The sequence below is a fragment of the Neisseria sp. HMSC068C12 genome (genome assembly GCF_001814095.1).
Lineage (GTDB): Bacteria > Pseudomonadota > Gammaproteobacteria > Burkholderiales > Neisseriaceae > Neisseria > Neisseria perflava.
In genome coordinates, this window is record NZ_KV814783.1 from 19,336 (window position 1) to 45,418 (window position 26,083).

Genomic DNA, 26,083 nt, shown 5'->3' on the forward strand with positions numbered 1-26,083 from the left:
ACAGCCTGTGTGTGTGGGCTGTCCTGTAATTGGATGTATTCTAGCAGACTGTCAACAAACTGAAAAACGTTTACATATTCTTTTTTATATTATGCTTTTGATTATCATGGAATTTTATTATTATAATGTAAAGGAATTGTCGATTTTAATTTTTCCGTTTTACATATTTGAACAAAAAGGCCGTCTGAAAACAGAATCTTGTTTTCAGACGGCCTTGATTTTATTTCAATGTGTTATTCGGGACGCATTTGCGGGAACAGAATCACGTCGCGGATGGTTTGCGAATCGGTCAGCAACATTACCAAGCGGTCGATGCCGATGCCGCAGCCGCCGGTCGGCGGCAGGCCGAATTCCATGGCACGGATGTAGTCGGCATCGTAGTGCATGGCTTCGTCGTCGCCAGCGTCTTTTTGCGCCACTTGTGCCTTGAAGCGTTCGGCTTGATCTTCCGGATCGTTCAACTCGGAGTAGCCGTTTGCCAGTTCGCGGCCGACAACGAAAAGCTCGAAGCGTTCGGTCAAACCCGGTTTGCTGTCGGATGCGCGTGCCAATGGCGATACTTCGACAGGGTAGTCGATGATGAAAGTCGGGTTCCACAGTTTGCTTTCTGCACAACCTTCAAACAGGGCAAGTTGCAGGCTGCCGATGCCCGGAGACGGAGGCAGGCTTTCGCCGTGTTTGACGATTTCTTTTTTCAGCCATTCTTCATCGTTCAACTGCTCGTCGGTGTAGTGCGGATTGTATTTCTTGATGGCTTCGAGAATGGTCAGGCGTTCAAACGGGCTTTCCAAATCGACTTCTTTGCCGTTGTAGCTGATTTTTGCCGTGCCGTTTACCGCGCGGGAAGCGTTGCGGATGATGTCTTCCGCCATTTGCATCATGCGTTCGTAGTCGGAGAAGGCTTCGTAGAATTCGATCATGGTGAATTCAGGGTTGTGGCGTACGGACATGCCCTCGTTACGGAAGCTGCGGTTGATTTCAAACACGCGTTCCAAGCCGCCGACAACCAAGCGTTTCAGATACAGCTCGGGAGCGATGCGCAGATAGAGCGGAATGTCCAAGGCATTGTGGTGGGTAACGAACGGTTTTGCCGTCGCACCGCCCGGAATCGGGTGCATCATCGGGGTTTCGACTTCGAGATAATGCTCGTTCACCATAAAATTGCGCACGGATTGGATGATTTGGCTGCGTTTGATGAAGGTATTGCGCGACTCTTCATTAGCAATCAAATCGACGTAGCGTTGACGGTATTTGGTTTCCTGATCGCTCAAACCTTTATGTTTGTCCGGTAGAGGACGCAGGGATTTGGACAGCAGGCGGATGTTGGACACGCGCACGGTCAATTCACCGTGGTTGGTTTTGAACAAAGTACCTTCCGCGCCGACGATGTCGCCCAAGTCCCAGTGGTTGAAGTCGTCCAAGACTTCTTGGCTCACGCCTTTGTTGTTCAGATAAAGTTGGATTTGACCGGTTACGTCTTGAATGGTGGCGAAGCTGGCTTTGCCCATTTGACGTTTGAGCATCATGCGGCCGGCCACTTTGACGGGAATGCCTTGCGGGTCGAGTTCTTCTTTGCTGATTTCGCCGTATTGGGTATGCAGGTCGGCGGCAAAGCTGTCGCGTTTGAAATCGTTAGGGTAAGCGTTGCGTTCTTTGCGGATGTTGTGCAGTTTTTCGCGGCGCAGGGCGATGATTTGGTTTTCGTCCAACTGCGGCTCGATTTGAGGATTGTTTTGTTCGCTCATGGTGTTTTCCGGGAAAATAAGTCAGGCTGTCCAAGTGTTCAGACGGCCTGCATAAAGTGAAAAATTGGCTCTATTTTACGCGATGTCGGTATTTTTTTCTATAAAGGCAAAAAGGCCGTCTGAAACTTGAAAAATCAGTTTCAGACGGCCTTTTGCTTCATGAAGGGCGGTATCGGCGGTTAGATATCGGTTTCCAAATAAACAACTTGGGTTTGCAGATATTCTTCCAAACCGTGTTTACCGTCGGCGCCGCCGATACCTGATTTTTTCCAACCGGCATGGAAGCCCTGCATGGCTTCGAAGTTTTCGCGGTTGATGTAGGTTTCGCCGAAACGCAGGCGACGGGTTACATAAAACGCTTCATTCAGATTGGTGGTATAGACGGAGCTGGTCAGGCCGAACTCACTGTCGTTTGCCAAAGCGATGACTTGGTCGAGCGTGTCAAAAGTGGCAACCGGCAGGACTGGGCCGAAGGTTTCTTCTTTCATGATGTCCATGCTGTTGTCGGTATCGGTCAGCAGGGTAGGTTCGAAGAAGTAGCCTTTGCCGTCGGCACGTTTGCCACCGCAGACCAGCGTCGCACCTTGTTTGACGGCGCGTTCCACTTTTTCGGCAACGGCTTTGACGGCGCGCTCTTCAATCAACGGGCCCATTTCCAGTGCGCCGGGTTCGGCTTCGGCCGGGTTGCCGTAGCGCACGCCTTTCATGGCGGCGGTCATTTTTTCGATAAATGCGTCTTTCAGGCTGCTGTGGACATACACGCGCTCGGCGCAGTTGCAGATTTGGCCGGTGTTGCCGACGCGCGAAGCCAAGATGGATTTCACTGCCAAGTCCAAATCCGCGTCTTTCAAAACGATGGCAGGGGCTTTGCCGCCGAGTTCCAATGAGACTTTGGTAATGTTAGTGGCGGCGGCTTCCATTACTTGGCGGCCTGCTTCTACAGAACCGGTCAGGCTGACCATGTCGACTTGCGGATGTGATGCCAAGGCATTGCCGATTTCTGCACCCGGGCCGTTGACGACGTTGAATACGCCGGCCGGTAAGCCTGAAGCGTGAACGATTTCAGCAAAGATGTGGCAGTTGATCGGGGTGACGCTGCTGGGTTTGACGACGATGGTATTGCCTGTTACCAAAGCCGGGCCCATTTTGCGGGCAATCAGGAAGAAGGGGAAATTCCACGGCAAAATGCCGGCGATTACGCCCAAAGGACGTTTGAACAATAAAATGTTTTCGCGCGGGCGGTCGCTTTGGATGATTTCGCCTTCATAACGGCGCGCCCATTCGGCTTGATAATCGAGATAGTCGGCAGTGAACATGACTTCTATGCGTGCCAAGTCTTTGGTTTTGCCACCTTCGGCGACAATGGTGTCGGTCAGCTCGTCGGCGCGTTCACGGATGCCTTGGGCGATTTTGCGCAAGTATGCGCCGCGTTCAACGGCAGGCAAACGCTCCCATGCGGCTTGCGCCTCTCTGGCGGCGGCAACGGCACGGTCAACATCGGCTTTTCCGCCTTTAGGCTCACGCGCGATGACTTCTTCGGTTGCCGGATTCAATACATCGCGCCATGTGCCGTTAAAATCGGTTTCAAAACGGCCGTTGATATACATAGACAGTTGTTTCATCAAACTTTCTCCTATTGTTGTAGTTGAATGTAGTTTTAGTCTATGCCTAAATTGTCTGGCATACAAGAGTATTTAGAGTGGGTTGACGGTAGGTATTTGGAAGTTTTTAGAAAAAGTTGATGGAAGGGGGAGTCGGACTTGGTTGATTAAAGGTAGGTTGGTGCTGGTGTGATGCGTTGGGTAACGTTCATGCGCGGCATTGGGACAAAGCCTGTATATGGCTTGATTTTGAAGATAGGGGAGGTATCGTATGGAGAAGGGTTTGATAGGGATGTAAAAAAACCTGCTTTTTTCAAAGCAGGTTTTTATATTTGGTGGGTCGTGAGCGATTCGAACGCTCGACCAACGGATTAAAAGTCCGCTGCTCTACCGACTGAGCTAACGACCCGATAGGCTGTGCATTATAGGTGGCTTGTTTCTTTCCGTCAACTGTTTTTTTGAAATTTTTTTCAAAAAACGTAAATCGATTGTTATTTGGCGTTAATTCTCCCGTTTCCGAGTATTAATTATGTTATGATTTTCTAATCTGTCAGTTCTGATGGATATTTTTTAGACCAAAGGATATACAACATGAAAAAATTATTGATTGCTGCGATGATGGTGGCTGGTTTGGCTGCTTGTTCTCAAGAGGCGAAACAGGAAACTCAAGAAGCGGCTTCTGCCGTTGCTTCTGATGTGAACGCTGCTGCTGAACACGCGGCTTCTGCTGCTGATGCTGCTGCTTCCGAAGCTAAAGGCGCTGCTGAACAAGCTGTTTCTGACGCTAAAGAAGCCGGTGCCGATGCGAAGGAAACTGCGGAGAAAGCAATTTCCGATGCTAAAGAAACTACCGGTAAAGCCATCGATGGTGCTAAAGAAGCCAGCGACAAAGCTTTGGACGATGCAAAAGCTGCTGTGGGCGAAGCTAAAGACGCTGCCAAAGATGCGGCTAAAGATGCTTTGGGTAAAGCTGCCGATGCAACTCAAGAAGCTGCCGACAAATTGAAAGATGCTGCTAAATAAGCCGGTGTCCGATATTTGAAAAGGCCGTCTGAAAAAATGTTTTTCAGACGGCCTTTTTGTATCGGCGGATTATTTTTTTTCTTGCTGACGCGTGTACACCAAAGAAGTCAGGATGGATGCGCCCAGTGCGCCGAAGACGACGGACAGGGAAATGGAAATCGGAATATGTACCCAGTGCATAATCAGCATCTTGATACCGATAAAGCTCAATACGAAGGCCAAGCCGTATTTGAGGAAGATAAAGCGTTCGGCAAAATCCGCCAGCAAAAAGTACATGGCACGCAGGCCTAAGATGGCAAAAATGTTGGAGGTAAGGACGATGAACGGGTCGGTGGTGACGGCAAAAATAGCAGGAATGCTGTCCACGGCAAAGATGACGTCGCTCAATTCGATCATAATCAATACCAGTAAAAGCGGCGTAGCGATGCGTTTGCCGTTTTCAATGGTAAAGAATTTTTCACCGTCAAACTGTAGGCTGGTCGGGATGACTTTTTTGAGCAGGGTCAGGATCTTATTTTGGGAAAGGTCTTCTTCAGCTTCGGCTTCGGGCTTCATCATGTGAATGCCGGTGTATAAGAGGAAGGCGCCGAAGAGGTAGAGAATCCATTCAAATTGTTGTACCAAGGCTGCGCCGATGAAGATCATGATGGCGCGTAGGACGATGGCGCCGAATACGCCATAGAGTAAGACGCGGTGTTGGAATTTGGGTTCGACTTTGAAATAGCCGAAAATCATCAGGAAAACGAAGATGTTGTCGACGGCAAGGGATTTTTCGAGCACATAGCCGGTGAAGAATTCGAGGACTTTTTCTTTGGCGACAACGACCCCGTAAGCCGGGTTGCCCGCCAGTTCGAAATAGAGCCAGCCGGCAAACGCGCAGGATACGGCCACCCAAATGCCGCTCCAAGCGAGGGCTTCTTTAATGCTGACTTTGTGGGCACCGTTTTTTTTCAGCGACACCATATCGATGGCGATCATAATTAAGACGGCAATAAAGAAGATGCCGTAAAACATCGGCGAGCCGACGGACGGGTATTGGGTCATAAACAATCCTTGTGTGTGGGGTATGGGTAAGGTTTACCAAGACAGGTAGAACATTGCTTTGGCAAAAAAGACGATAAACAGCATATGGCTGAATACGACGGCGTGTATGTATTTCGACCAGCCGACGGTAAGGGTGTGCCGTGCCATTTTGACGACGGCGATGGCAAAATGTACCAAAACGCTTACTGCCAACAGGATTTTGATGCTCAGCATGATGCCGAAGGAGCTGTCGAATGGGTGGTGCAGTATCGGCAGGTAGCGGTTGTACACCATCACGATGCCGCTGATGAACAGGGTAATGACGACAGGCGGCATCACGCGGACGGCACGATAGGACATGGCACGTTCGACTTCACGGCGCGATTCGCGCGAAACGCGGCCGGTGTGTAAAACGGAGAGGACCAGCATTTCGAAAAATACGCCGCCGACAAAGGCAATCGCGCAATAAACGTGGATGATGTGTGCCAGTGCGTAGATACTCATGACGGGTGTTTCCGGTAATTCAGACAAGTCGTCATTGTATCACTACCGAATGCGGTTGATGTATGCGCAATTTTATGCCAAGTATATTAAAATTTATAAATATTCTTTTGGAATTGCCGTTTGTTTTTGTATTTAACCGCTCATCAAGAGCGTTATCTTAGTTTAATCTGTCTTTACTTATCAGAAAATATATTAATGAAAGGTTGTGCCATACTGTTTCATATACAGCTTAACCCCTGATGGAGAATCAAACCATGAAGAAAACTTTTGCAAAAACTGTGACCTTGATCATGTTGGCCGCTTCTTTGGGTGCATGTGCCAATATGACTCAAACCCAACGCAACACTGCTGCTGGTGCGGTATTGGGCGGCGTGGCAGGTAATTTGATTGGTGGCGATACCGGCTCTACCTTGGGTGGCGCGGCTTTGGGTGGTGTTATCGGCAGTCAAGTTCATACCCGCTACTAATCCTTTATTTGGTTAAAAATAAAAAGGCCGTCTGAATGTTCAGACGGCCTTTTGTTTTACGGTTTATTCGTTGACGAACGTTACACCGGTCAGTTGCGATTGCAAAATAGCAGTGCGCAAGGCAGTCAGTGCTTTCGGACGGACAAAGTTGCGGCGATAAGCCAAAACGACACGGCGGTGCGGTGCAGTGCCTTCAAACGGGATAATGCTGAAAAGCATGTGGTCGTTTTCGGTCAAGGCGGTAGCCGGCATGACGCTGATGGCCAGGCCGCTGGCAACCATGTGGCGGATGGTGTTGATGGAGCTGCCTTGCAGGGTATTGGTCAAGCCCTGGATTTTTTGCTTGGAAGCCAATTCGGAACAGCTTGCCAACACTTGGTCGCGCATACAGTTGCCTTCGGATAGCAGTAACACTTGTTCTTCGCTCAAAAGCTGAGGCGTAACGGCATCGAGTTCTTCAAAGTGATGGCCTTTGGGAACGATGACGAAGAAAGGTTCGTCATACAGGGGCTCGGTTACGATGCCCGGCTCTTGGAACGGTTCGGCAACGACGATTGCATCGACATCGCCGCGTTTGAGCGACTCGGTCAGGATGTGGGTATAGTTCTCTTCCAGCATCAGCGGCATTTTCGGCGCGGTTTCACGCAGCGCGGTAATGAGCTTGGGCAGAAGGTAGGGGGCAACGGTAAAAATCAGGCCGAGTTTGAACGCGCCTTCCAATTCGTTTTGCTCTTCATTGGCAAGGTGCTTGATGAGTTCGGCTTCTTCCAGAACCCGGCGGGCTTGGGCGACAATGCGCTCGCCCGCTTCGGTCGTGATGATGTCGTTGCTGCTACGGTCGAACAGGGATACCGACAGCTCTTCCTCCAGCTTTTTGATGGCGATGGAGAGGGTGGGCTGGCTGACAAAGCAGCGTCGTGCGGCACGTCCGAAGTGACGTTCTTGTGCGACGGCTACGATGTAACGCAATTCGGTCAAGGTCATGTGTTAAGCCTTTTTTTGTTCCGGCAGGGTGATGTTCAGCTCAAGAACGTCCAAGCCGTCTTGTTTCTCTTGGGAGATGCGGATGTCGTCCAATGATACGTTGACGTATTTGGACAGGACTTCCAGCAGCTCTTTGCGCAAGGTCGGCAGATAATCTGGAGCTTGGCCTTCTTGTGCGCGTTCTTGCGCGATGATGATTTGCAGGCGGTCGCGCGCGACGGTGGCGGTTTTCGGCTTTCTGCCGAACAGCATATCGAGCAGTGACATGTATTAACCTCCGAACAGTCGTTTTAAGAAACCTTTTTTCTCGGCTTCAAGGAAACGCATTTCGCGGTTTTCACCCAAGAGGCGGGCAATAACGTCTTTGTAGGCTTCGGCTGCGGCGGCATTGTCTTGGTGGATGACAGGTTCGCCGGCGTTGGAGGCCTGCAGTACGTTTTGTGATTCAGGAATCACACCGATCAACGGAATACGCAAGATGTCGCAGATATCTTGAACAGACAGCATTTCGCCCTTGGCCACGCGCTCAGGGGAGTAGCGGGTAATCAGCAGGTGCTCTTTAACTGTGCCGCCTTGTTCGGCTTTGCGGGATTTGCTTTGCAAAATGCCCAAGATGCGGTCGGAGTCGCGGACGCTGGATACTTCCGGATTGGTGGTGATGATGGCTTCGTCGGCAAAGTAGAGCGCCATCAGTGCGCCTTGTTCGATACCAGCAGGGGAGTCGCAGATAATGAACTCGAAGCCCATTTTTTTGCTGGACAGCTCTTTCATCACTTTGTCGACGCCGTCGCGGGTCAACGCGTCTTTGTCGCGGGTTTGCGAGGCGGGCAGGATGTAGAGGTTTTCGCAGTTTTTGTCTTTAATCAGGGCTTGGTTGAGTGTGGCTTCGCCTTGGATGACGTTGATGAGGTCATACACGACGCGGCGTTCGCAACCCATAATCAGGTCGAGGTTGCGCAAACCGACGTCGAAGTCGATTACGGCGGTTTTGTGGCCGCGCAGGGCCAGGCCGGTTGCGATGCTGGCGCTGGTAGTGGTCTTGCCTACGCCGCCTTTACCTGAAGTTACTACGATGATTTTGGACACGATATTTCCTTTTTAAGTACTGATGTTTATTCGGCGTCGATTGCGCTGATAACCAGTCGGTTGTCTTGCAATGATACTTGTACGGGTTTTTTGTGCAGATGCTCGGGCAGGTCTTGCTCGAAGTTGCGGTAGATGCCGGCAACGGAGACTAACTCGGCCTGCATGGAATGGATGAAGATGCGCGCGTTGGTGTTGCCTTTCGCACCGGCCAACGCCCTGCCGCGCATGGGGGCGTAAATATGGATGTTGCCGTCGGCGATAAGTTCTGCACCTTGGCTGACGATGCCGGTAACGATGAGGTCGCCGTTTTCAGCGTACACCTGCTGGCCGGTACGCACGGGCGTGCTGACCAATACGGTCGGATTGTTGATGACGGTGGCCTGTACGTCTTGCGGCTGCGGTGCTTGGCGCGGGGTGGGCGCTGCCTGTGTGTCGGCTGCCTGGGTGGCGTTGCCTTGTTTGAATACCAAGTGGTAACGCGCCGCCGCCGCTGCCCATGTGTCGCTGGTGTGGTGCAGCCCTAAAATTTGCATGCCGTAACGGGCAAACAGGGAAATCATGCCGCCCAAATCGATGGATTCGGGATGGTCGAAATCTTGTACGTCTAAAATGAAGGGAACGAATTCGTCTTGGGATTGGCCTGCCAGTTGGCGCAGGAATTCTTCCAATTCGGTTAGATCTGCGGTGTGCAGATGGATGGATAAGACGTCCAAACGTGACGTTTTTATGTCGAATGCGGGTTTCATTGTAATGAAATAATAAAATTTTTTAATGACGTAAGTTTACCGTGTAAATCTTGGCTATTCAATCTGTTTGGCCGTCTGAAACCAAAATATTTTGTTTGAACGTTTTTCAGCTGTATTTAGTGTGGTTTTTTGGTGTGAACGTAGGTTTCAGACGGCCTTGGGAAAGGGGTAGCCGTGTGTGTCGATGTCGTCGGCGGCGGCCCACGGCGTGTGGATGAGGGTGGAGGGCAGGTGCGCCAATTCGGGGAGGTAACTGCGGATGTAGCTGCCGTCGGGGTCGATTTGATGTGAACGGTGGGCATAGCGGACGGTGGCCGTGTCTTGTGCGGCAAGGTGCCAGTTAGCTTGGTTGAGCGCGGGGTCGGTGCCGGTTTGGACGGAGGTTGTCCACGCGATGCCTTGGTTAGGGTCAAAGTTGAGGGCATGGCAGAAATAGTGGGCGCACAGCTGCTGGAGAACGGGGTGTAAGTGGCCGGTGGCTTCGAGGCCGCGGATGGAGGCGTCGATGATGGGCACGCCGGTTTGGCCGTGTCGCCAGTATTCGCATATCGGAGCGGCATCGGTTGTTTCGGGCAGGCGGCGGTGGTAGGCGAGCTGGTAGCAGTAGTCGCGGAAAATAAGCTTGTCCAGCCACTCGAAATGTCGGTTTGCCAAGCCTTCGGCGGCCAGCAGGCGCGGTGAAATGCAGCCTGCGGACAGGTAGGCATTGAGGAGGCTGGTGTTTTTTCGTGCCGGAAAATTTTGGGTAATCGGGTAGTGAACCAAATTCTGTTTGAACGCGTGCCATTGCGTTAAGGCCGCGGTTTCGCCACCCTGTTGATAGGCAGGCAATACTGCGCCGGTATGGGCTGGAAACAGTGGAACGTTTTGTCCGGTTTGAACAGGCAATTCGGTTTCAGACGGCCTTTGTCCTGAATAAGCCTGCAACCATGCTTGTTTATAGGCGGCAAAATCGGTGTAGGGCAGGCCGTTGGCATCCATGAGGGGGGATTTGGCCAAAATGCCGCGGTCGTTGGCGTGTTGCAGGGCAATGCCTGCTCGGTCGAAATTGTGCCAGAGGTGGTTGTCTTGACGGATTTCGGCTTCGGTGTAGGCTTCGTCTGTGATGACGGTATGGGCATTGAGCGCAGCAGCCAAGGGGAGGAGGTCTTCGTCGGAGGCAACGACATATAAAGGAATATGGTGTGCCGCCAGACGGGTATGCAGCTCTTGCGCGGCTTGATAGTGGAACAGGCTTTGACGCGGATTGTGGTTTTCAGACGGCCTTTGGCTGACCCAGACGCAGGTGATGGGCAAACCGCTTGCAACGGCGGCATTAAGCGCGGCATTGTCGTGCAGGCGGAGGTTGCGGCGGAACCAGACAAGGACGTGGGCAGATTTCATGAGCATGTTCCGACGAAAAAGGGGAAACCATTTTATCAGAATCGGCCTCATGTATCAGGCTGTCTGAAAAATCTTTTGGTTTGATTTCGCTATATAATTTTGGTTTTAGCGACGAGGTGGCAACCATGACCGAGCAAACCGTTTTGGCACTCATTACCTGCCAAACCTATCCCGAACCATCGGACAACCTGAAAACATTGGCGGCATGCTTGGAAAGCATGGGCGTGAAAACCGTATTTGATGCGTGGCAAAACCATCCGTCCGCACCGTTTTTACTGCCTTTGTGCGCATGGGATTATGCCGCCGAACCCGAAGTCTTCCGCCAATGGCTGGAGCATGCCGAGCAGGCGGGGCAGCGTTTTATCAATCCGCCCGAGCTGATGGCTTGGAATATGGAAAAGACTTATTTGTGCGATTTGGCAGAACGCGGTGCGCAAGTGATTCCCAGCGTGTTCGTTCCGCCGCAAAAAGCCGAATTGGCCGACATCCTGAACCGACAAGGTTGGATGGAAGCAGTCATCAAGCCGGCATTTGGGCAGAGCGGCAAAGGCGTGGTTAAAGTTTGTGCGGACGCATTGGACGTGAACATGGCGGATTATCCGCAAGGTATGATTGTTCAACCGTATATCCGCGAAATCGAAACAGCGGGTGAAACCTCGCTGGTGTTTTTCAACGGCATACTCAGCCATGCCGTGCGCCGTCAGCCGCCGCAAGGCGAATGGCGCGCCAACTCGGCCTATGGCGTGTCGGTGTTCGGTATTGAGCCGCCCGAGTTTGCCGTCCGTGCCGCGCAAGACGTACTGGCCGCTTTGCCGCAAATTCCGGTTTACGCTCGGGTGGACGGTACATTGGTCGGCGACACCTTCCTGCTCAATGAATTGGAACTCATCGAGCCCGCCCTGTATTTGCACACCAGCGAAGGCGCAACGGAACGCTTTGCCCGATTGTTGGCGCAGTTGCTTGGGTAACATTCATCAACCTGACTTTATCAATATAAATAGCAAGCCTCAGGCCGTCTGAAAACCATCTTTCGGACGGCCTGAAGCTTTTTAAAACAAGATTTGCGTGTTTGTATTTTTCAATAATGTGCCATTTGTCGATTGTGTCATTTTAATTGTTGCAGTCTTAATTGATGGTTGATTAACTTTCATTTGGCATTTTCTCTCGGCCGCAGCCTTTATTTTTAGCGGATTGTAAACAATCTGGCCGGTCTAAATAGATATCTTTTTAGGGTAAAACCTCAAAAATCTTTTTAAAAAGAAAGATATTGTCTTATTGAATATTCTGTGCTGAAATTACATGACACTACAAAAAGTAGTGCATAAAAAAATAAAACAGACAAAGGAGAAAGCCATGCAATTGTTTTTAGACAATCTTAAAGCCTTTTTCGAAACCATCAGCGGCTGGGTCTGGGGACCTATTATGTTGATGCTGCTGGTTGGTACGGGCATTTTGCTGACCGTTTTGCTGAAAGGCTTGCAGTTCACCATGTTGGGTTATGCTCTGAAACAGGCGTTTGTGCCGTCAAAGAAGCATGAAAACGGCGAAGACCACGAAGGCGATATTTCCCATTTTGCGGCGTTGATGACCGCGCTGTCTGCCACCATCGGTACGGGTAACATTGCCGGTGTGGCGACTGCGGTGGTAACCGGCGGCCCGGGCGCGGTATTTTGGATGTGGATGACCGCCATTTTCGGTATGGCCACCAAATACGGCGAGGGCGTGTTGGCGGTGAAATACCGCGTCACCAATTCCAAAGGCGAAATGTCCGGCGGCCCGATGTATTACATCGAAAAAGGCTTGGGCAAAAACTGGAAATGGATGGCCGTCGCATTTGCGCTGTTCGGCACATTTGCTTCCTTCGGTATCGGCAGCTCGGTGCAGTCCAACTCGGTTGCGCAGGCAGTGCAAACCAGCTTCGGTGTCGAACCTGCCTACACAGGCGTGATATTGACCGTATTAACGGCCATTGTACTTTTGGGCGGCATTAAGGGCATCGCCAAAGCCGCGTCCTTTATCGTGCCTGCCATGGCAGTGTTTTATGTAGTAGGCGGTATTGCCATTATCGTGATTAATTCCGATGTATTGATGCCCGCCGTCAAACTGATTTTCTCCGATGCGTTTAGCGCGCAAGCCGTGGCAGGCGGCGCCATCGGTACGGTCATCCGCTACGGCGTGGCGCGCGGCGTGTTCTCCAACGAGGCAGGTATGGGTTCTGCGCCGATTGCCGCCGCCGCCGCGAAAACCGACCACCCCGTCCGCCAGGCTTTGGTTTCCATGACCGGTACTTTTTTGGATACCATCGTTGTCTGCTCGATTACCGGTATCGTGTTGGTCATGGGTCTGCTCGGCGCAGGTGGCGAGTTTGTCAAACCTGAATTGAGCGGCGCGGCGCTGACAACCGTCACTTTCCAAAAAATGCTGCCCGGTATCGGCGGCTGGATTGTCACCATCGGCCTGATTTTCTTTGCCTACTCAACCATTCTCGGCTGGTGTTATTACGGCGAGAAATGCGCGGTTTACGTCTTCGGCGAGAAGTTTGCCGGTTTGTACCGCGTTGGTTATGTTTCTTCAGTTATGCTGGGAACCGTGTTGAGCCTTGATTTGGTGTGGCTGGCTTCGGATACATTCAACGGCTTGATGGCATTGCCCAACCTGATTGCGCTTTTGTTGATGGCGAAAGTCATCGTCAATGAAACGCGTGACTTCAAACAAAAAATCAAAAACGGCGAATTGCCGCATTAATGTCCAAGGCCGTCTGAACCTGAACATTCAGACGGCCCGATGGATATTAAGTTTGTTTTGAAAAAAGTCAGAGGAGGAGAAAAATGAAAGTGCTTGTTTTAGGTGCTGGTGTTGCCGGCGTATCTTCCGCGTGGTATCTGGCAGAGGCAGGGCATGAAGTAACGGTCATCGACCGCGCCGAGGGCGTGGCGATGGAAACCAGTTTTGCCAATGCAGGCCAGCTTTCTTACGGCTATACCACGCCTTGGGCTGCACCCGGTATCCCGACCAAAGCACTGAAATGGCTGTTTAAAAGCCATCCGCCTTTGCTGTTTCGCCCTGACGGCAGCCTGTATCAAATCGAATGGCTGTGGCAAATGCTGCAAAACTGCACGTCAGCGCGCTATCAAATCAATAAAGAGCGCATGGTCAGGATTTCTGAATACAGCCGAGAAATGTTCCGCCGTTTTGAAGCGCAAACCGGCATGAATTTTGAAGGGCGCAAAAAAGGGACGTTGCAGATTTTCCGCCAAGCCAAAGAAGTTGAAGCGGCAGAACAAGACATTGCCGTTTTGGAACGCTACGGCGTGCCGTACCGCCGTCTGAAACCCGAAGAATGCGCAGAGTTTGAGCCTGCGCTGGCACGCGTTACCGCCAAAATTGCCGGTGGCCTGCACCTGCCCGCAGACGCGACCGGCGACTGCCACCTCTTCACTGAAAACCTATACAAATTGTGTCAGGAAAAGGGAGTACAGTTTCATTTCAACCGAACCATCCGCCGCATCGAACAGGGCGGCCAGCGCATCAGCGCAGTGGAAACCGAAACAGAACGGTTTGAAGCAGATGCCTTCGTCTGTGCGCTCGGCTGCTTCAGCAGGACGGTTTTGGCGCAGTTGGACCTCGATCTGCTCATTTACCCCGTCAAAGGCTATTCCTTGACCCTGCCTGTCACAAACTCAGACGGCGCGCCAGTGTCCACCGTTTTGGATGAAAGCTACAAAGTCGCCATCACGCGCTTTGACAACAGAATCCGCGTCGGCGGCATGGCGGAATTATCGGGCTACGAAATCAAACTGCCCGAAAAACGCCGCGAAACCCTGGCTTTGGTCGTCAACGATTTGTTCCCCGAAGGCGGCGACTTGAATCAGGCATTGTTCTGGAGCGGTCTCAGACCAATGACGCCCGACAGCACGCCGTTAATCGGGCGCACCCGCTTTGACAACCTGTTCCTAAATACAGGCCACGGCACTTTGGGCTGGACCATGTCGCTGGGTTCGGCAAAATTAACCGCCGATATCGTGAGCGGTAAAGACACCGAAATCCGCAGCGATGATTTGAGCCTGTCGCGCTATCAGGCTTAAGCTGGAAAGCGATAAGGTTTAGTGACATTTCAAACTTAAAGGCCGTCTGAAAATTATTTTTCAGACGGCCTTTTGTTTCAAAATCTGTGTACCTAATCAATAAAATAAATAATAACTATTATCATATGCATTAAAAAGTGTTAGTCTGAACCTGTCCCAGCTTTTAGCGCAGGTTTTCTCATGCCCGATTTTTCGATGTCCAATTTGGCCGTTGCCTTTTCCATCACGCTGGCCGCTGGTTTGTTTACCGTATTAGGCAGCGGCTTGGTGATGTTTTCCAAAACGCCCAATCCGCGCGTGTTGTCGTTTGGTTTGGCATTTGCCGGCGGTGCGATGGTATATGTTTCCCTGACGGAAATTTTCAGTAAATCCAGCGAGGCATTCGCTGAAATTTATGATAAAGACCACGCGTTTGCGGCGGCGACCATGGCATTTTTGGCTGGGATGGGCGGCATTGCGCTGATCGACCGCCTGGTGCCGAACCCGCATGAAACCTTAGATGCGCAAGACCCGTCGTTTCAAGAAAGTAAACGCCGCCATATCGCACGAGTCGGTATGATGGCGGCGTTTGCGATTACGGCGCACAATTTCCCCGAAGGTTTGGCGACGTTTTTTGCCACCTTGGAAAATCCGGCGGTCGGGATGCCTTTGGCCTTGGCGATTGCCATCCATAATATTCCGGAGGGCATTTCCATCGCCGCGCCGGTTTATTTTGCCACCCGCAGCCGTAAGAAAACGGTATGGGCGTGTCTGCTATCCGGCTTGGCCGAGCCTTTGGGGGCGGCTTTGGGCTATTTGGTTTTGCAGCCGTTTTTATCGCCTGCCGTGTTTGGTTCGGTGTTCGGCGTGATAGCCGGTGTGATGGTGTTTTTGGCGTTGGACGAGTTGTTGCCGGCCGCCAAACGCTATTCAGACGGCCATGAAACCGTTTACGGCCTGACAACGGGCATGGCAGTGATTGCCGTCAGCCTGGTATTGTTCCATTTTTAAAACCCGTATGCCAAAGGCCGTCTGAAATGATTCAGACGGCCTTTTTGCGTTATAATCCGCACATCAAAAATAACCTTAATTTCACAAAGTTCCATCATGTTAGACAAATACAATCCAGCCGAAATCGAATCCAAACATTATCAAAACTGGGAAAAGCAGGGCTATTTCCAGCCTGATATGGATTTGACCAAACCGTCTTTCTCCATCCAACTGCCGCCGCCCAATGTAACCGGCACGCTGCACATGGGCCATGCCTTCAACCAAACCATTATGGACGGCCTGACCCGCTATTACCGCATGAAAGGCTGCAACACCGCCTGGATTCCGGGCACCGACCACGCGGGCATCGCCACGCAAATCGTGGTCGAGCGTCAGCTTGCCGCACAAAACGTATCCCGTCATGACTTGGGCCGCGAAAAATTCTTGGAAAAAGTGTGGGAATGGAAAGAAGTTTCCGGCGGCACGATTACGCAGCAGATGCGCCGCGTGGGTTGCTCTGCCGACTGGACGCGCGAGTATTTCACGATGGACGACGTGCGCGCCGAAACCGTGACCGAAGTGTTCGTGCGCCTTTTTGAACAAGGCTTGATTTACCGCGGCAAACGCTTGGTGAACTGGGATCCAGTATTGGGTACCGCAGTGTCGGATTTGGAAGTGGAAAGCGTGGAAGAACAAGGCTCTATGTGGCACATCCGCTATCCGCTGGCCGACAATCCTGCCGAAGCCGTTATCGTGGCGACTACCCGTCCCGAAACGTTGCTGGGCGACGTGGCCGTTGCCGTCAACCCTGAAGACGAACGTTATACCCACTTAATCGGCAAGGAATTAATCCTGCCACTGACCGGCCGCACCATCCCCGTGATTGCTGACGAATACGTTGAAAAAGATTTTGGCACCGGCTGCGTGAAAATCACGCCTGCGCACGACTTCAACGACTATGAAGTCGGCAAACGCCACGACACGCGCCTGATTAATGTGTTCGACTTGGAAGCCAAAGTGCTGGCAAACGCCGAAGTGTTCAACTTCAAAGGCGAAGCGCAACAAGGCTTTGCCCTGCCTGAAAAATACGCAGGCTTGGACCGCTTTGCCGCGCGCAAACAAATGGTTGCCGATTTGCAAGAACAAGGCTTCTTGGTCGAAATCAAACCGCACACGCTGATGACGCCGAAAGGCGACCGTACCGGTTCAGTGATTGAGCCGATGCTGACCAGCCAATGGTTTGTCGCCATGTCCGCCACGCCAAACGGCGGCGAGCCTGACAGCGAATTCAAAGGCTTAAGCCTTGCCGACAAAGCCAAAAAAGCCGTCGACAGCGGCGCAGTGCGCTTTATCCCTGAAAACTGGGTCAACACCTACAACCAATGGATGAACAACATCCAAGACTGGTGTATCTCGCGCCAACTGTGGTGGGGCCATCAAATCCCTGCGTGGTATGACAACGAAGGCAATGTGTACGTTGCCCGCAATCAGGAAGAAGCCGAAAAACAAGCCGGCAAAACCGGTTTGATCCGCGAAGAAGACGTATTGGATACATGGTTCTCCTCCGCGCTCGTGCCGTTCTCCACATTGGGCTGGCCGTCTGAAACCGACGAACTCAAAGCCTTCCTGCCGTCCAACGTCTTGGTCACCGGCTACGAAATCATCTTCTTCTGGGTGGCGCGCATGATTATGATGACCACCCACTTCACCGGTAAAGTACCGTTTAAAGACGTGTACATCCACGGCATCGTGCGCGACCATGAAGGCAAAAAAATGTCCAAATCCGAAGGCAACGTCATCGACCCTGTGGATTTGATTGACGGCATCGACTTGGAAAAACTGCTGGTGAAACGTACCACCGGCCTGCGCAAACCCGAAACCGCGCCGAAAGTGGAAGAAGCAACCAAAAAACTCTTCCCCGAAGGCATTCCGAGCATGGGTGCGGACGCATTGCGCTTCACCATGGCGAGCTACGCCAGCCTCGGCCGCAGCGTCAACTTCGACTTCAAACGTGCCGAAGGCTACCGCAACTTCTGCAATAAATTGTGGAACGCCACCAACTTCGTGTTGATGAACACCGAAGACAAAGACTGCGGCCAAGACGAAATGCAGCCGTTGGCGTTTACCTTTGCCGACCAATGGATTATCGGCAAACTGCAACAAGCCGAAGCCGCCGTTGCCGAAGCCTTTGAAACCTACCGCTTCGACCTTGCCGCGCAAACGCTGTACGAATTTGTGTGGAACGAATATTGCGACTGGTACATCGAGCTGGCAAAAGTGCAAATCCAAACCGGCTGCCCGACAACCCAGCGCACCACACGCCGCACCCTCGTGCGCGTACTCGAAACCATCCTGCGCCTGCTGCACCCAATCATGCCGTTCATTACCGAAGAGCTGTGGCAGGTCGTTGCGCCTCTGGCGAATGCCAAAACCGCCGACAGCATTATGTTGGCCGCTTATCCCAAAGCCGACCCGGAAAAAATCGTGCAGGCTGCTTTTGACCAAATGGCGCAACTGCAAGACCTGATTGGCGCCGTGCGCAACCTGCGTGGCGAAATGGGCATTGCCCCGAACGTGAAAGCGCCGCTGTTTGTGGAAGGCAGTGTGCCTGAAGCGCTGCTGAAATACCTGCCCGCCCTCACGCGCCTGACCGAAGCCAAAACAGTGGACAGGCTGCCCGAAAGCGAAGACGCACCTAGCGCCGTCTGCAATTGCGCGCGCCTGATGCTGAAAGTCGAAATCGATAAAGCCGCCGAAACCGCCCGTTTGAGCAAAGAAGCCGAGAAGCTGCAAAAAGCCTTGGACAAACTCAATGCCAAACTCTCCAAACCCGGCTACACCGAAAAAGCCCCCGTGCATCTGGTGGAAAAAGACAAAGCCGATTTGGCGGAGTTGGAAGACAAAATGGCGAAAGTTCAAACTCAGTTGGCGAAGTTGAAAGACTGATTTTGATTGAATAGACAAGGCCGTCTGAAAAATGTTTTTTCAGACGGCCTCTTTAAAAAAAGGAAATAGATGAAACTCTTTATTCTGCCGGTGCTTTTATCCGCAACAACTGCTCTGGCTTCTCCAATTGTCGGTACATGGCATTGCGTTGGCTCTGATGAAAACATTCAGAGTGATACAAAAGTCGAATATCTTCAGGACGACAGTTTCCGTGGCGACGCTAAGCTCAAAGTGGACGATGACGGCAATGTTTTGGCATACCATGTTGTTGGTGGGGGTAAATGGCGTTTTGCGAACAATGCCTTAACTCAAAGCCAAATCAAGTACAGTGAAGTTTCACGACTCCACAGCCCTGAAACATTGGCATGGTTGGAAGAATCAGAAGACGGCCAATTCTTGGAAAGTATGATATACACCGGATTGGTCGCGCAGATGGACAAGCCCGGTGAAGACGAGGTTTATCAACTGGATAAAACAGGCAAATTGGTGTTTGAAGACGGGACTGCCCGTGAGGTATGTACGAAAGTGAAGTAAAAAGCGACCATAGGTCAGATAGGTTTGTTTGATTGATGGCTAGATAACAAAGGCTGTCTGAAACTTAATTTTCAGACGGCCTTTTTCTTTTTCTTAATCCATCAAATTCAATCAAACCAAACGATCTGACTTTCATCCACGCTGATGCGGATTTCCTGTCCGGTTTGCGGTTTGTCCGTATCGTGGTCAGCGTGGGGATACCAAATCAAATCGCCGTATTGCGGATGGGCGAGGGTGAGGCGTGTGCCTTCGGCGAGGGGAACGGCTTCGCTGATGCGGACGGCCGTGCCGTCTGGGTCGAATCGAATGGCGTGTTGGGGAATGTAGCGTGTGTCGCCGGTGTTGGCCAAACCGAGCAGTAGGGCGGCTTGGGCGTTGACGGGGCGGTGGATAAGGGTTTCCGGCGTGCCGTGTTGGAGGATGCGGCCTTCGTGCATGATGGCGATGGTGTCGGCCATGGTGCAGGCTTCCTCGGCGGAGTGGGTCACGAGGATGGCGGGGATGTTTTGACTGCGGATGCGTTCGGCGGTCAGGGTGCGCAGGTGGCGGCGCAGGTGGGTGTCGAGGCTGGAGAAGGCTTCGTCCAAGAGCAACAGCGACGGGCGCGTGATGAGGGCGCGTGCGAGGGCGAGGCGTTGCTGTTCGCCGCCGGAGAGGCTTTCGGGTTTGCGTTGCGCTTCGTGTTCCAAACCGATGTCGCGCAAGGCCTGCATGGATTGTTCTTCGATTTCGGCTTTGGGCAGGCGGCGCATTTTGAGGCCGAAACCGACGTTGTCGAGGGCGGTTAAATGCGGCAAAAGGGCGTAGTCTTGAAACATCAGCGAGATATTGCGCTTTTCAGACGGCATGTCGGTGATGTTGTCGCCGTTGAGCCAGACTTCGCCGCTGTCGGGACGCACCAGGCCGACGATGGTTTTGAGCAGGGTGGATTTGCCGCAGCCGGAGCGGCCGAGTACGGCGAGGATTTCGCCTGCTTCGACGTTTAGATTAATGTCTTGGGCAACGGTTTTGCTGCCGAAGCGTTTGTTGATGTTTTTGAGTTGTAACATGGTTTCAGACGGCCTTTAAAAATGGGGTCGGCAACGGATGCTGTCGAGCCATGCGGACAGCAGATGTTTGGGGTCGATCAGGCCGTATCGACGGCAGGCTTCGATTGTGACCAACTGGGCATCGTGCATCATGTGTCCGCCCAACATGGCATCAAGCAGGGTGGGGATGTCCATCAGTTCAAAACCGGCGACTTCGCCGTCTTGGTTGGCGGGTTGGAAGCCTTCGGGCAGGACGATGTCGAAGATATACAGGATTTCGTTGTGGACACCGCGGTTAACGGGGCGCAAACTATATATTTGGGCAGTCGGTCGGATATGAGGTGTTAATGAAGCGGGAATGCCTGCTTCTTCTTCGCCCTCGCGGCAGACGGCTTCAGACGGCCTCTCGCCGCTGCTGATGCCGCCGCCGGTCAGATTGTCGAGTTTGTTTGGATCGACGGCTTTGTGCGGACTGCGGCGGCCTATCCAAAAGCGCAAACCGTCTTCTGTTTCGACCAATCCGTTCAAATGCACTGCCTGACTCATCAGGCCGAACGGACGGAAGGCTGCGCGTTCGAGTGCGCATAAAGGCTTGCCCGACTGGTCGCAGATGTCGAACTTTTCACCGCGCCAACCTTTGAGCCAACCGCACTCGCGCCATTGTTGCGCCAGCGTTTGTAAACTGTCGCCCATCTGAGCCCAGCTGTCTGTTTCCAAATTCAGGCCGTCTGAAAGGGTTGACTGCCTGCCTGTCCAATCTTGCCCGAGGCGTTCGCGCCATAATGGGTTCAGACGGCCTAAAGGCAGGCCGTTGAGATACAGAATGCACCAATCGTCGGATGCGCCATAGCTGGTTTGCGCCCAATCCCACAATGCGTCGTGGACATCGGACGCGAATACCTGTTCAAAACGGAAAGACTGAGACATGGCGCATCCTCCAAAAGAACTAAAGATACGTCGATTTTAGCCGTTTATGGCGAATTTGCAAAACAACCGCACTACCCGAAAACCGCTATAATAGAGTAAACCATCCGAAACGAGCACATCATGAGCGAATTGAGCGAAATCCTCGCCTATAACCAACATTTCGTCGAAACGGGCGAATACGAAAAATACTTTACCAACAAATACCCCGGCCGCGAGCTGGCCATCCTCTCCTGCATGGACGCGCGCATTATCGAATTGCTGCCCAACGCGTTGGGTTTGAAAAACGGCGATGCCAAGCTCATCAAAAACGCCGGCGCGCTGGTGACCCACCCTTGGGGTTCGGTGATGCGCAGTTTGTTGGTGGCCGTATTTGAACTTAAAGTCAAAGAAATCATGGTCATTGCCCACCACGATTGCGGTATGCGCGGATTGCACGCCGAAGAGTTCCTCCAACGCGTACACGACAGCAATATCCCCGACGACCGCATCGAAACCCTGCGCAATGCCGGTATCGATTTGGACGGCTGGCTGACCGGTTTTGACGATGTCGAAGACAGCGTGCGCCATACCGTCGAGCTGATTCGCAAACATCCGCTGATGCCCGACAACATCGCCATCCATGGCCTAGTCATTCACCCGACCACAGGCAAGCTCAACCTGATTGTTGACGGCAGTCTGCCTGCTTCAGACGGCCAAAACATCTAACGCAGACATCACCACGAAATGAAAAACATCGGATTATTCGGCGGCACGTTTGACCCCATTCACAACGGCCACCTCCACATCGCCCGCGCCTTCGCCGACGAAATCGGTTTGGATCTCGTCGTCTTCCTGCCGGCAGGCGACCCGTACCACAAAGACAGCACGCGCACGCCGGCACAAGAGCGCCTCAATATGGTTGAACTCGCCATCGCCGACGAGCCGAAATTCGCCGCCAGCGACTGTGATATCGTCCGCGACGGCGCAACTTATACGTTTGACACCGTCCAAATCTTCCGCCAGCAGTTTCCCAGCGCGCAACTGTGGTGGCTGATGGGCAGCGACAGCCTGATGCAGCTGCACACATGGAAAAAATGGCAAACCCTCGTGCGCCAGACCCATATCGCCATCGCCATGCGACAAGGCGACAACCTCAACAAAACCCCGCGCGAATTGCACGCATGGCTCGGCGAAGCACTGCAAAACGGCAGCGTCCGCATCCTCAACGCGCCGCTGCACAACACCAGCTCCACCCAAATCCGTGCCAATCTTGCCAAAACGCACCATTCAGACGGCCTGCCGCAACCGGTCGCCCAATACATCCGCCAACACAAACTCTATGAAAAATAGCGTTTATTCAGGCAGATAAGCTATAATGCCGTCTGAAAACATTTCAATTAGGAAAATAATGAACGAACAAGAATTGCAAGACCTGCAAAAAATGGTCGAAGTGGCCGTAAACGCCCTCGAAGACATCAAAGCCAAAGACATCTCTGTTTTGGAAACCCAAGACAAAACCTCCCTGTTCGCCCGCATGATTATTGCCAGCGGCGACAGCACACGCCAAGTTAAAGCACTGGCCAACAACGTTGCCGTCGATTTGAAAGAAGCTGGTTTCGAAATCCTCAGCACCGAAGGCGACAGCGGCGAATGGACGCTCGTCGACGCAGGCGACCTCGTTGTCCACGTCATGCTCCCTGCCGTGCGCGACTTCTACGACATCGACACCTTGTGGGGCGGAGAAAAACCGAGTTTCCACGCCGGTATGCAAAAACCTTGGCACGCTGCCGACTAAAACGGTTTATCCATACAAAGGCCGTCTGAAACTTGAAAGCAAGCAAGTTTCAGACGGCCTTTTGCTATAATTCCATTCTTTTCACATTATTTAATTCATTGCACCATCATGCCGCATCCCGATTTCGCCCAAACCCTCTCCAAAGACCGCCATTTCCTGCAATCCGCCTTTAAAAACCCAAAAAAATACGGCGGCTTGGCCAAGGTTGAAGAAAAATACAAAAAATCGCACGACCTCTATCTGCAACGCCTGTCCAAACTGCCCAAGCCCGAATTCGACAACACGCTGCCCGTTCACGAAAAACTTGACGAAATCAAAAAAGCCATTGCCGAGAATCAGGTAACGATTATTTGTGGCGAAACCGGTTCGGGCAAAACCACGCAGCTGCCCAAGATTTGTTTGGAACTCGGGCGCGGGGCGGCGGGGCTGATCGGGCATACCCAGCCGCGCCGTTTGGCCGCGCGCTCGGTGGCAGAGCGGATTGCCGAAGAGCTGAAATCGGAAATCGGCAGCGCGGTGGGCTATAAGGTGCGCTTTACCGACCACACCTCGCGCGATGCCTGCGTCAAGTTGATGACCGACGGCATCCTGCTGGCAGAAACCCAGACCGACCATTATCTCGCCGCATACGACACGATTATCATCGACGAAGCGCACGAACGCAGCCTGAACATCGACTTCCTCTTGGGCTATTTGAAACAGCTGCTGCCGCGCCGCCCTGATTTGAAAGTCATCATCACCTCGGCAACGATAGATGCAGAACGCTTCTCCCAACACTTCAACGGTGCCCCTGTTTTAGAAGTGAGCGGACGGACGTATCCCGTCGAAATCCTCTACCGACCGCTGACCAGCAAAGACGAAGACGACGCAGAAGTCGAGCTGACCGACGCAATTGTCGATGCGGCGGACGAATTAGCGCGACACGGCGAAGGCGATATTTTGGTGTTCCTACCGGGCGAACGCGAAATCCGCGAAGCCGCCGAAGCCCTGCGCAAATCCACACTGCGCCGCAACGACGAAATCCTACCCCTGTTCGCGCGCCTATCGCACGCCGAACAGCACAAAATCTTCCACCCCACAGGCGCGAAACGCCGCATCGTGTTAGCAACCAACGTCGCCGAAACCTCGCTCACCGTGCCGGGCATCAAATACGTCATCGACACCGGCCTCGCGCGCGTCAAACGCTATTCCGCACGGGCGAAAGTGGAGCAGCTTCATGTCGAAAAAATCTCCCAAGCCGCCGCGCGCCAACGCTCCGGCCGCTGCGGCCGCGTCTCCGCAGGCGTGTGTATCCGACTGTTTTCAGAAGAAGATTTCAACAGCCGCCCCGAATTCACCGACCCAGAAATCGTCCGCAGCAACCTCGCCGCCGTCATCCTGCGCATGGCATCACTGAACCTGGGCGACGTAGCGGCATTCCCATTTTTAGAAATGCCCGATTCGCGGTATATCAATGACGGTTTTCAGGTGTTGCTGGAGTTGGGTGCGGTGGAGTCCGTCTGAAAATAAAATCTTTCTTAATCAAATGGCAGGCCATGTTTCATTTTCAGACGGCCTAAATCATTGAGAAACTAAAAACTATCGAAAAGGGAATATTGGGTTTTAAAACTCAATCGGTAAATTTTTTATTGTGAAATATTAATGATGCAAAAATCTTTCTTCACGCTTGTTCTGTATTCGTCTTTACTGACTGCCAGCGAAATTGCCTATCGTTTTGTATTCGGGATTGAAACCCTGCCGGCTGCGAAAATTGCAGAAACGTTTGCACTGACATTTGTAATTGCTGCGCTGTATCTGTTTGCGCGTTATAAGGCTTCACGATTGCTGATTGCGTTGTTTTTTGCGCTCAGCATCATTGCCAACAATGTGCATTATGCGGTTTATCAAAGTTGGATGACAGGCATTAATTATTGGTTGATGCTGAAAGAGGTTACCGAAGTCGGCAGCGCGGGCGCGTCGATGTTGGATAAGTTGTGGCTGCCTGCGTTGTGGGGCGTGTTGGAGGTCGTGTTGTTTTGCAGCCTTGCCAAGTTCCGCCGTAAGACGCATTTTGCCGCCGATATATTGTTTATTGCGGCGATGTTATTGATTTTTGGACGTTCATTCAGTACGACGCAGGAACACGGTATTTCGCCCAAACCAACATACAGCCGCATCAAAGCCAATTATTTCAGCTTCGGCTATTTTGTCGGGCGCGTATTGCCGTATCAGTTGTTTGATTTAAGCAAAATCCCTGTGTTCAAACAGCCAGCGCCAAGCAAAACCGGACAAGGCAGTATTCAAAATATCATCCTGATTATGGGCGAGAGTGAAAGCGCGGCGCATTTGAAATTGTTTGGCTACGGCCGCGAAACTTCGCCGTTTTTAACCCAACTTTCGCAAGCCGACTTTAAGCCGATTGTGAAACAAAGCTATTCCGCCGCTTTGATGACGGCTATGTCCCTGCCCAGCTTTTTCAATGCGATACCGCATGCCAACGGCTATGAGCAAATCAGCAGCGGCGATACCAATATGTTCCGCCTCGCTAAAGAGCAGGGCTATGAAACGTATTTTTATAGCGCGCAGGCGGAAAACGAGATGGCAATTTTGAACTTAATCGGTAAGAAATGGATAGACCATCTGATTCAGCCGACGCAGCTTGGCTACGGCAACGGCGACAATATGCCCGATGAGAAACTGCTGCCGCTGTTTGACAAAATCAATTTGCAGCAGGGCAAGCATTTTATTGTGTTGCACCAACGCGGTTCGCACGTCCCATACGGCGCATTGTTGCAGCCTCAAGATAAAGTTTTCGGCGAAGCCAATATTGTGGATAAGTACGACAACACCATCCACAAAACCGACCAAATGATTCAAACCGTATTCGAGCAGCTGCAAAAGCAGCCTGACGGCAACTGGCTGTTTGCCTATACCTCCGATCATGGCCAGTATGTGCGCCAAGATACCTACAATCAAGGCACGGTGCAGCCCGACAGCTATCTCGTGCCGCTGGTGTTGTACAGCCCGGATAAGGCCGTGCAACAGGCTGCCAACCAGGCTTTTGCACCTTGCGAGATTGCCTTCCATCAGCAGCTTTCAACGTTCCTGATTCACACGCTGGGCTACGATATGCCGGTTTCAGGTTGTAGTGAAGGCTCGGTAACGGGCAACCTGATTACAGGCGATGCAGGCAGCTTGAACATTCGCGACGGCAAGGCGGAGTATGTTTATCCGCAATAAGCGGCGTGAAAACCAATAAAGACAAATTTAGATGATGTC

General features: G+C 52.2%; 24 protein-coding genes and 1 tRNA gene. 13 read left to right on the forward strand and 12 right to left on the reverse strand.

All coding sequences use genetic code 11. The annotated features are described in order from the left end of the window. Positions 1–233 precede the first annotated feature (233 nt). The 3 genes from lysS to HMPREF2952_RS01105 all read right to left on the reverse strand — a co-directional run bounded on the left by lysS (position 234) and on the right by HMPREF2952_RS01105 (position 3,755). Positions 234–1,745 carry a lysine--tRNA ligase gene (lysS, locus tag HMPREF2952_RS01095; protein ID WP_049336982.1) on the reverse strand — a complete coding sequence of 504 codons (1,512 nt, stop codon included), beginning with the start codon at positions 1,743–1,745 and terminating at the stop codon, positions 234–236. Positions 1,746–1,924: 179 nt separating this feature from the next. After that, the gene (gene aldA / locus HMPREF2952_RS01100; protein ID WP_049323417.1) at positions 1,925–3,367 is read right to left on the reverse strand and encodes an aldehyde dehydrogenase; all 1,443 of its coding nucleotides are present in this window, start codon (positions 3,365–3,367) and stop codon (positions 1,925–1,927) included. Between the two features lie 312 nt (positions 3,368–3,679). Continuing rightward, positions 3,680–3,755, reverse strand: a tRNA-Lys gene (locus HMPREF2952_RS01105). Positions 3,756–3,937: 182 nt separating this feature from the next. On the opposite strand from HMPREF2952_RS01105, the gene HMPREF2952_RS01110 reads away from it, so the two are divergent. After that, the gene (locus tag HMPREF2952_RS01110; protein ID WP_003749309.1) at positions 3,938–4,369 is read left to right on the forward strand and encodes an Ag473 family lipoprotein; all 432 of its coding nucleotides are present in this window, start codon (positions 3,938–3,940) and stop codon (positions 4,367–4,369) included. A gap of 69 nt (positions 4,370–4,438) precedes the next feature. Here HMPREF2952_RS01110 and HMPREF2952_RS01115 read toward each other — a convergent pair whose 3' ends face one another. Then, positions 4,439–5,413, reverse strand: coding sequence for a TerC family protein (locus HMPREF2952_RS01115; protein WP_070695180.1), 975 nt, complete (start codon positions 5,411–5,413; stop codon positions 4,439–4,441). 33 nt (positions 5,414–5,446) lie between these two features. Further along, positions 5,447–5,896 carry a CopD family copper resistance protein gene (locus HMPREF2952_RS01120; protein WP_036493576.1) on the reverse strand — a complete coding sequence of 150 codons (450 nt, stop codon included), beginning with the start codon at positions 5,894–5,896 and terminating at the stop codon, positions 5,447–5,449. Between the two features lie 254 nt (positions 5,897–6,150). Between HMPREF2952_RS01120 and HMPREF2952_RS01125 the strand changes: the two genes are divergently transcribed. Then, positions 6,151–6,363: a glycine zipper 2TM domain-containing protein gene (locus tag HMPREF2952_RS01125; RefSeq protein WP_003684747.1), complete on the forward strand. Its 213-nt coding sequence runs from the start codon at positions 6,151–6,153 to the stop codon at positions 6,361–6,363. Between the two features lie 63 nt (positions 6,364–6,426). On the opposite strand, the gene HMPREF2952_RS01130 is transcribed toward HMPREF2952_RS01125, so the two are convergent. The 5 genes from HMPREF2952_RS01130 to HMPREF2952_RS01150 all read right to left on the reverse strand — a co-directional run bounded on the left by HMPREF2952_RS01130 (position 6,427) and on the right by HMPREF2952_RS01150 (position 10,562). Beyond that, a complete protein-coding gene (locus tag HMPREF2952_RS01130; RefSeq protein ID WP_003749313.1) occupies positions 6,427–7,347 on the reverse strand; it encodes a hydrogen peroxide-inducible genes activator in 921 nt (306 codons plus the stop codon). Positions 7,348–7,350: 3 nt separating this feature from the next. Further along, entirely contained in the window at positions 7,351–7,614 is a 264-nt protein-coding gene (gene minE, locus HMPREF2952_RS01135; RefSeq protein ID WP_003680625.1) for a cell division topological specificity factor MinE, read from the reverse strand. A 3-nt stretch (positions 7,615–7,617) separates the two neighbouring features. Continuing rightward, positions 7,618–8,433 carry a septum site-determining protein MinD gene (gene minD, locus HMPREF2952_RS01140; RefSeq protein ID WP_003749316.1) on the reverse strand — a complete coding sequence of 272 codons (816 nt, stop codon included), beginning with the start codon at positions 8,431–8,433 and terminating at the stop codon, positions 7,618–7,620. Between the two features lie 26 nt (positions 8,434–8,459). Further along, a complete protein-coding gene (minC, locus tag HMPREF2952_RS01145) occupies positions 8,460–9,179 on the reverse strand; it encodes a septum site-determining protein MinC (protein WP_003749320.1) in 720 nt (239 codons plus the stop codon). Between the two features lie 147 nt (positions 9,180–9,326). Then, positions 9,327–10,562: an FAD-binding domain-containing protein gene (locus tag HMPREF2952_RS01150; RefSeq protein WP_070695181.1), complete on the reverse strand. Its 1,236-nt coding sequence runs from the start codon at positions 10,560–10,562 to the stop codon at positions 9,327–9,329. A gap of 125 nt (positions 10,563–10,687) precedes the next feature. Between HMPREF2952_RS01150 and HMPREF2952_RS01155 the strand changes: the two genes are divergently transcribed. The 6 genes from HMPREF2952_RS01155 to HMPREF2952_RS01180 all read left to right on the forward strand — a co-directional run bounded on the left by HMPREF2952_RS01155 (position 10,688) and on the right by HMPREF2952_RS01180 (position 19,096). Beyond that, on the forward strand, positions 10,688–11,530 hold the full coding sequence (locus HMPREF2952_RS01155; RefSeq protein ID WP_070695182.1) for an ATP-grasp domain-containing protein: 843 nt from the start codon (positions 10,688–10,690) through the stop codon (positions 11,528–11,530). 385 nt (positions 11,531–11,915) lie between these two features. Beyond that, the gene (locus tag HMPREF2952_RS01160) at positions 11,916–13,307 is read left to right on the forward strand and encodes an alanine/glycine:cation symporter family protein (RefSeq protein WP_070695183.1); all 1,392 of its coding nucleotides are present in this window, start codon (positions 11,916–11,918) and stop codon (positions 13,305–13,307) included. 83 nt (positions 13,308–13,390) lie between these two features. Next, positions 13,391–14,647, forward strand: a complete 1,257-nt coding sequence (locus HMPREF2952_RS01165; protein WP_049336835.1) for a D-amino acid dehydrogenase — start codon at positions 13,391–13,393, stop codon at positions 14,645–14,647. Positions 14,648–14,827: 180 nt separating this feature from the next. Continuing rightward, entirely contained in the window at positions 14,828–15,637 is an 810-nt protein-coding gene (gene zupT / locus HMPREF2952_RS01170; protein ID WP_002224778.1) for a zinc transporter ZupT, read from the forward strand. A gap of 96 nt (positions 15,638–15,733) precedes the next feature. Next, a complete protein-coding gene (locus HMPREF2952_RS01175) occupies positions 15,734–18,562 on the forward strand; it encodes a valine--tRNA ligase (RefSeq protein ID WP_070695184.1) in 2,829 nt (942 codons plus the stop codon). Positions 18,563–18,631: 69 nt separating this feature from the next. After that, positions 18,632–19,096, forward strand: a complete 465-nt coding sequence (locus tag HMPREF2952_RS01180) for a hypothetical protein (protein ID WP_049336837.1) — start codon at positions 18,632–18,634, stop codon at positions 19,094–19,096. Between the two features lie 107 nt (positions 19,097–19,203). Here the strand turns inward: HMPREF2952_RS01180 and HMPREF2952_RS01185 are convergent, their stop codons facing one another. Together HMPREF2952_RS01185 and HMPREF2952_RS01190 are read right to left on the reverse strand one after the other, a co-directional pair. Further along, positions 19,204–20,145, reverse strand: a complete 942-nt coding sequence (locus HMPREF2952_RS01185; RefSeq protein WP_070695185.1) for an ABC transporter ATP-binding protein — start codon at positions 20,143–20,145, stop codon at positions 19,204–19,206. A 15-nt stretch (positions 20,146–20,160) separates the two neighbouring features. After that, positions 20,161–21,051 carry an NUDIX hydrolase gene (locus tag HMPREF2952_RS01190; RefSeq protein ID WP_049343715.1) on the reverse strand — a complete coding sequence of 297 codons (891 nt, stop codon included), beginning with the start codon at positions 21,049–21,051 and terminating at the stop codon, positions 20,161–20,163. Positions 21,052–21,171: 120 nt separating this feature from the next. Here HMPREF2952_RS01190 and HMPREF2952_RS01195 point away from each other — a divergent pair, with 120 nt between their 5' ends. The 5 genes from HMPREF2952_RS01195 to lpt3 all read left to right on the forward strand — a co-directional run bounded on the left by HMPREF2952_RS01195 (position 21,172) and on the right by lpt3 (position 26,044). Continuing rightward, positions 21,172–21,756, forward strand: a complete 585-nt coding sequence (locus HMPREF2952_RS01195; protein ID WP_049336840.1) for a beta-class carbonic anhydrase — start codon at positions 21,172–21,174, stop codon at positions 21,754–21,756. 18 nt (positions 21,757–21,774) lie between these two features. Further along, the gene (nadD, locus tag HMPREF2952_RS01200) at positions 21,775–22,380 is read left to right on the forward strand and encodes a nicotinate-nucleotide adenylyltransferase (RefSeq protein WP_049343716.1); all 606 of its coding nucleotides are present in this window, start codon (positions 21,775–21,777) and stop codon (positions 22,378–22,380) included. Between the two features lie 58 nt (positions 22,381–22,438). After that, a complete protein-coding gene (gene rsfS, locus HMPREF2952_RS01205) occupies positions 22,439–22,825 on the forward strand; it encodes a ribosome silencing factor (RefSeq protein WP_002246503.1) in 387 nt (128 codons plus the stop codon). Positions 22,826–22,933: 108 nt separating this feature from the next. Further along, on the forward strand, positions 22,934–24,328 hold the full coding sequence (hrpA, locus tag HMPREF2952_RS01210) for an ATP-dependent RNA helicase HrpA (protein ID WP_083314037.1): 1,395 nt from the start codon (positions 22,934–22,936) through the stop codon (positions 24,326–24,328). A 138-nt stretch (positions 24,329–24,466) separates the two neighbouring features. Continuing rightward, positions 24,467–26,044 (forward strand): lipooligosaccharide phosphoethanolamine transferase, encoded by a 1,578-nt coding sequence (lpt3, locus tag HMPREF2952_RS01215; RefSeq protein ID WP_141754799.1) that lies wholly within the window; start codon positions 24,467–24,469, stop codon positions 26,042–26,044. Positions 26,045–26,083: the final 39 nt, after the last annotated feature.

Coding starts and splice junctions, on each gene's coding strand:
- lysS (WP_049336982.1), bottom strand. CDS start 1,745: ATGAGCGAACAAAACAATCCTCAAATCGAGCCGCAGTTGGACGAAAAC.
- aldA (WP_049323417.1), bottom strand. CDS start 3,367: ATGAAACAACTGTCTATGTATATCAACGGCCGTTTTGAAACCGATTTT.
- HMPREF2952_RS01110 (WP_003749309.1), top strand. CDS start 3,938: ATGAAAAAATTATTGATTGCTGCGATGATGGTGGCTGGTTTGGCTGCT.
- HMPREF2952_RS01115 (WP_070695180.1), bottom strand. CDS start 5,413: ATGACCCAATACCCGTCCGTCGGCTCGCCGATGTTTTACGGCATCTTC.
- HMPREF2952_RS01120 (WP_036493576.1), bottom strand. CDS start 5,896: ATGAGTATCTACGCACTGGCACACATCATCCACGTTTATTGCGCGATT.
- HMPREF2952_RS01125 (WP_003684747.1), top strand. CDS start 6,151: ATGAAGAAAACTTTTGCAAAAACTGTGACCTTGATCATGTTGGCCGCT.
- HMPREF2952_RS01130 (WP_003749313.1), bottom strand. CDS start 7,347: ATGACCTTGACCGAATTGCGTTACATCGTAGCCGTCGCACAAGAACGT.
- minE (WP_003680625.1), bottom strand. CDS start 7,614: ATGTCACTGCTCGATATGCTGTTCGGCAGAAAGCCGAAAACCGCCACC.
- minC (WP_003749320.1), bottom strand. CDS start 9,179: ATGAAACCCGCATTCGACATAAAAACGTCACGTTTGGACGTCTTATCC.
- HMPREF2952_RS01150 (WP_070695181.1), bottom strand. CDS start 10,562: ATGAAATCTGCCCACGTCCTTGTCTGGTTCCGCCGCAACCTCCGCCTG.
- HMPREF2952_RS01155 (WP_070695182.1), top strand. CDS start 10,688: ATGACCGAGCAAACCGTTTTGGCACTCATTACCTGCCAAACCTATCCC.
- HMPREF2952_RS01160 (WP_070695183.1), top strand. CDS start 11,916: ATGCAATTGTTTTTAGACAATCTTAAAGCCTTTTTCGAAACCATCAGC.
- HMPREF2952_RS01165 (WP_049336835.1), top strand. CDS start 13,391: ATGAAAGTGCTTGTTTTAGGTGCTGGTGTTGCCGGCGTATCTTCCGCG.
- zupT (WP_002224778.1), top strand. CDS start 14,828: ATGCCCGATTTTTCGATGTCCAATTTGGCCGTTGCCTTTTCCATCACG.
- HMPREF2952_RS01175 (WP_070695184.1), top strand. CDS start 15,734: ATGTTAGACAAATACAATCCAGCCGAAATCGAATCCAAACATTATCAA.
- HMPREF2952_RS01180 (WP_049336837.1), top strand. CDS start 18,632: ATGAAACTCTTTATTCTGCCGGTGCTTTTATCCGCAACAACTGCTCTG.
- HMPREF2952_RS01185 (WP_070695185.1), bottom strand. CDS start 20,145: ATGTTACAACTCAAAAACATCAACAAACGCTTCGGCAGCAAAACCGTT.
- HMPREF2952_RS01190 (WP_049343715.1), bottom strand. CDS start 21,051: ATGTCTCAGTCTTTCCGTTTTGAACAGGTATTCGCGTCCGATGTCCAC.
- HMPREF2952_RS01195 (WP_049336840.1), top strand. CDS start 21,172: ATGAGCGAATTGAGCGAAATCCTCGCCTATAACCAACATTTCGTCGAA.
- nadD (WP_049343716.1), top strand. CDS start 21,775: ATGAAAAACATCGGATTATTCGGCGGCACGTTTGACCCCATTCACAAC.
- rsfS (WP_002246503.1), top strand. CDS start 22,439: ATGAACGAACAAGAATTGCAAGACCTGCAAAAAATGGTCGAAGTGGCC.
- hrpA (WP_083314037.1), top strand. CDS start 22,934: ATGCCGCATCCCGATTTCGCCCAAACCCTCTCCAAAGACCGCCATTTC.
- lpt3 (WP_141754799.1), top strand. CDS start 24,467: ATGATGCAAAAATCTTTCTTCACGCTTGTTCTGTATTCGTCTTTACTG.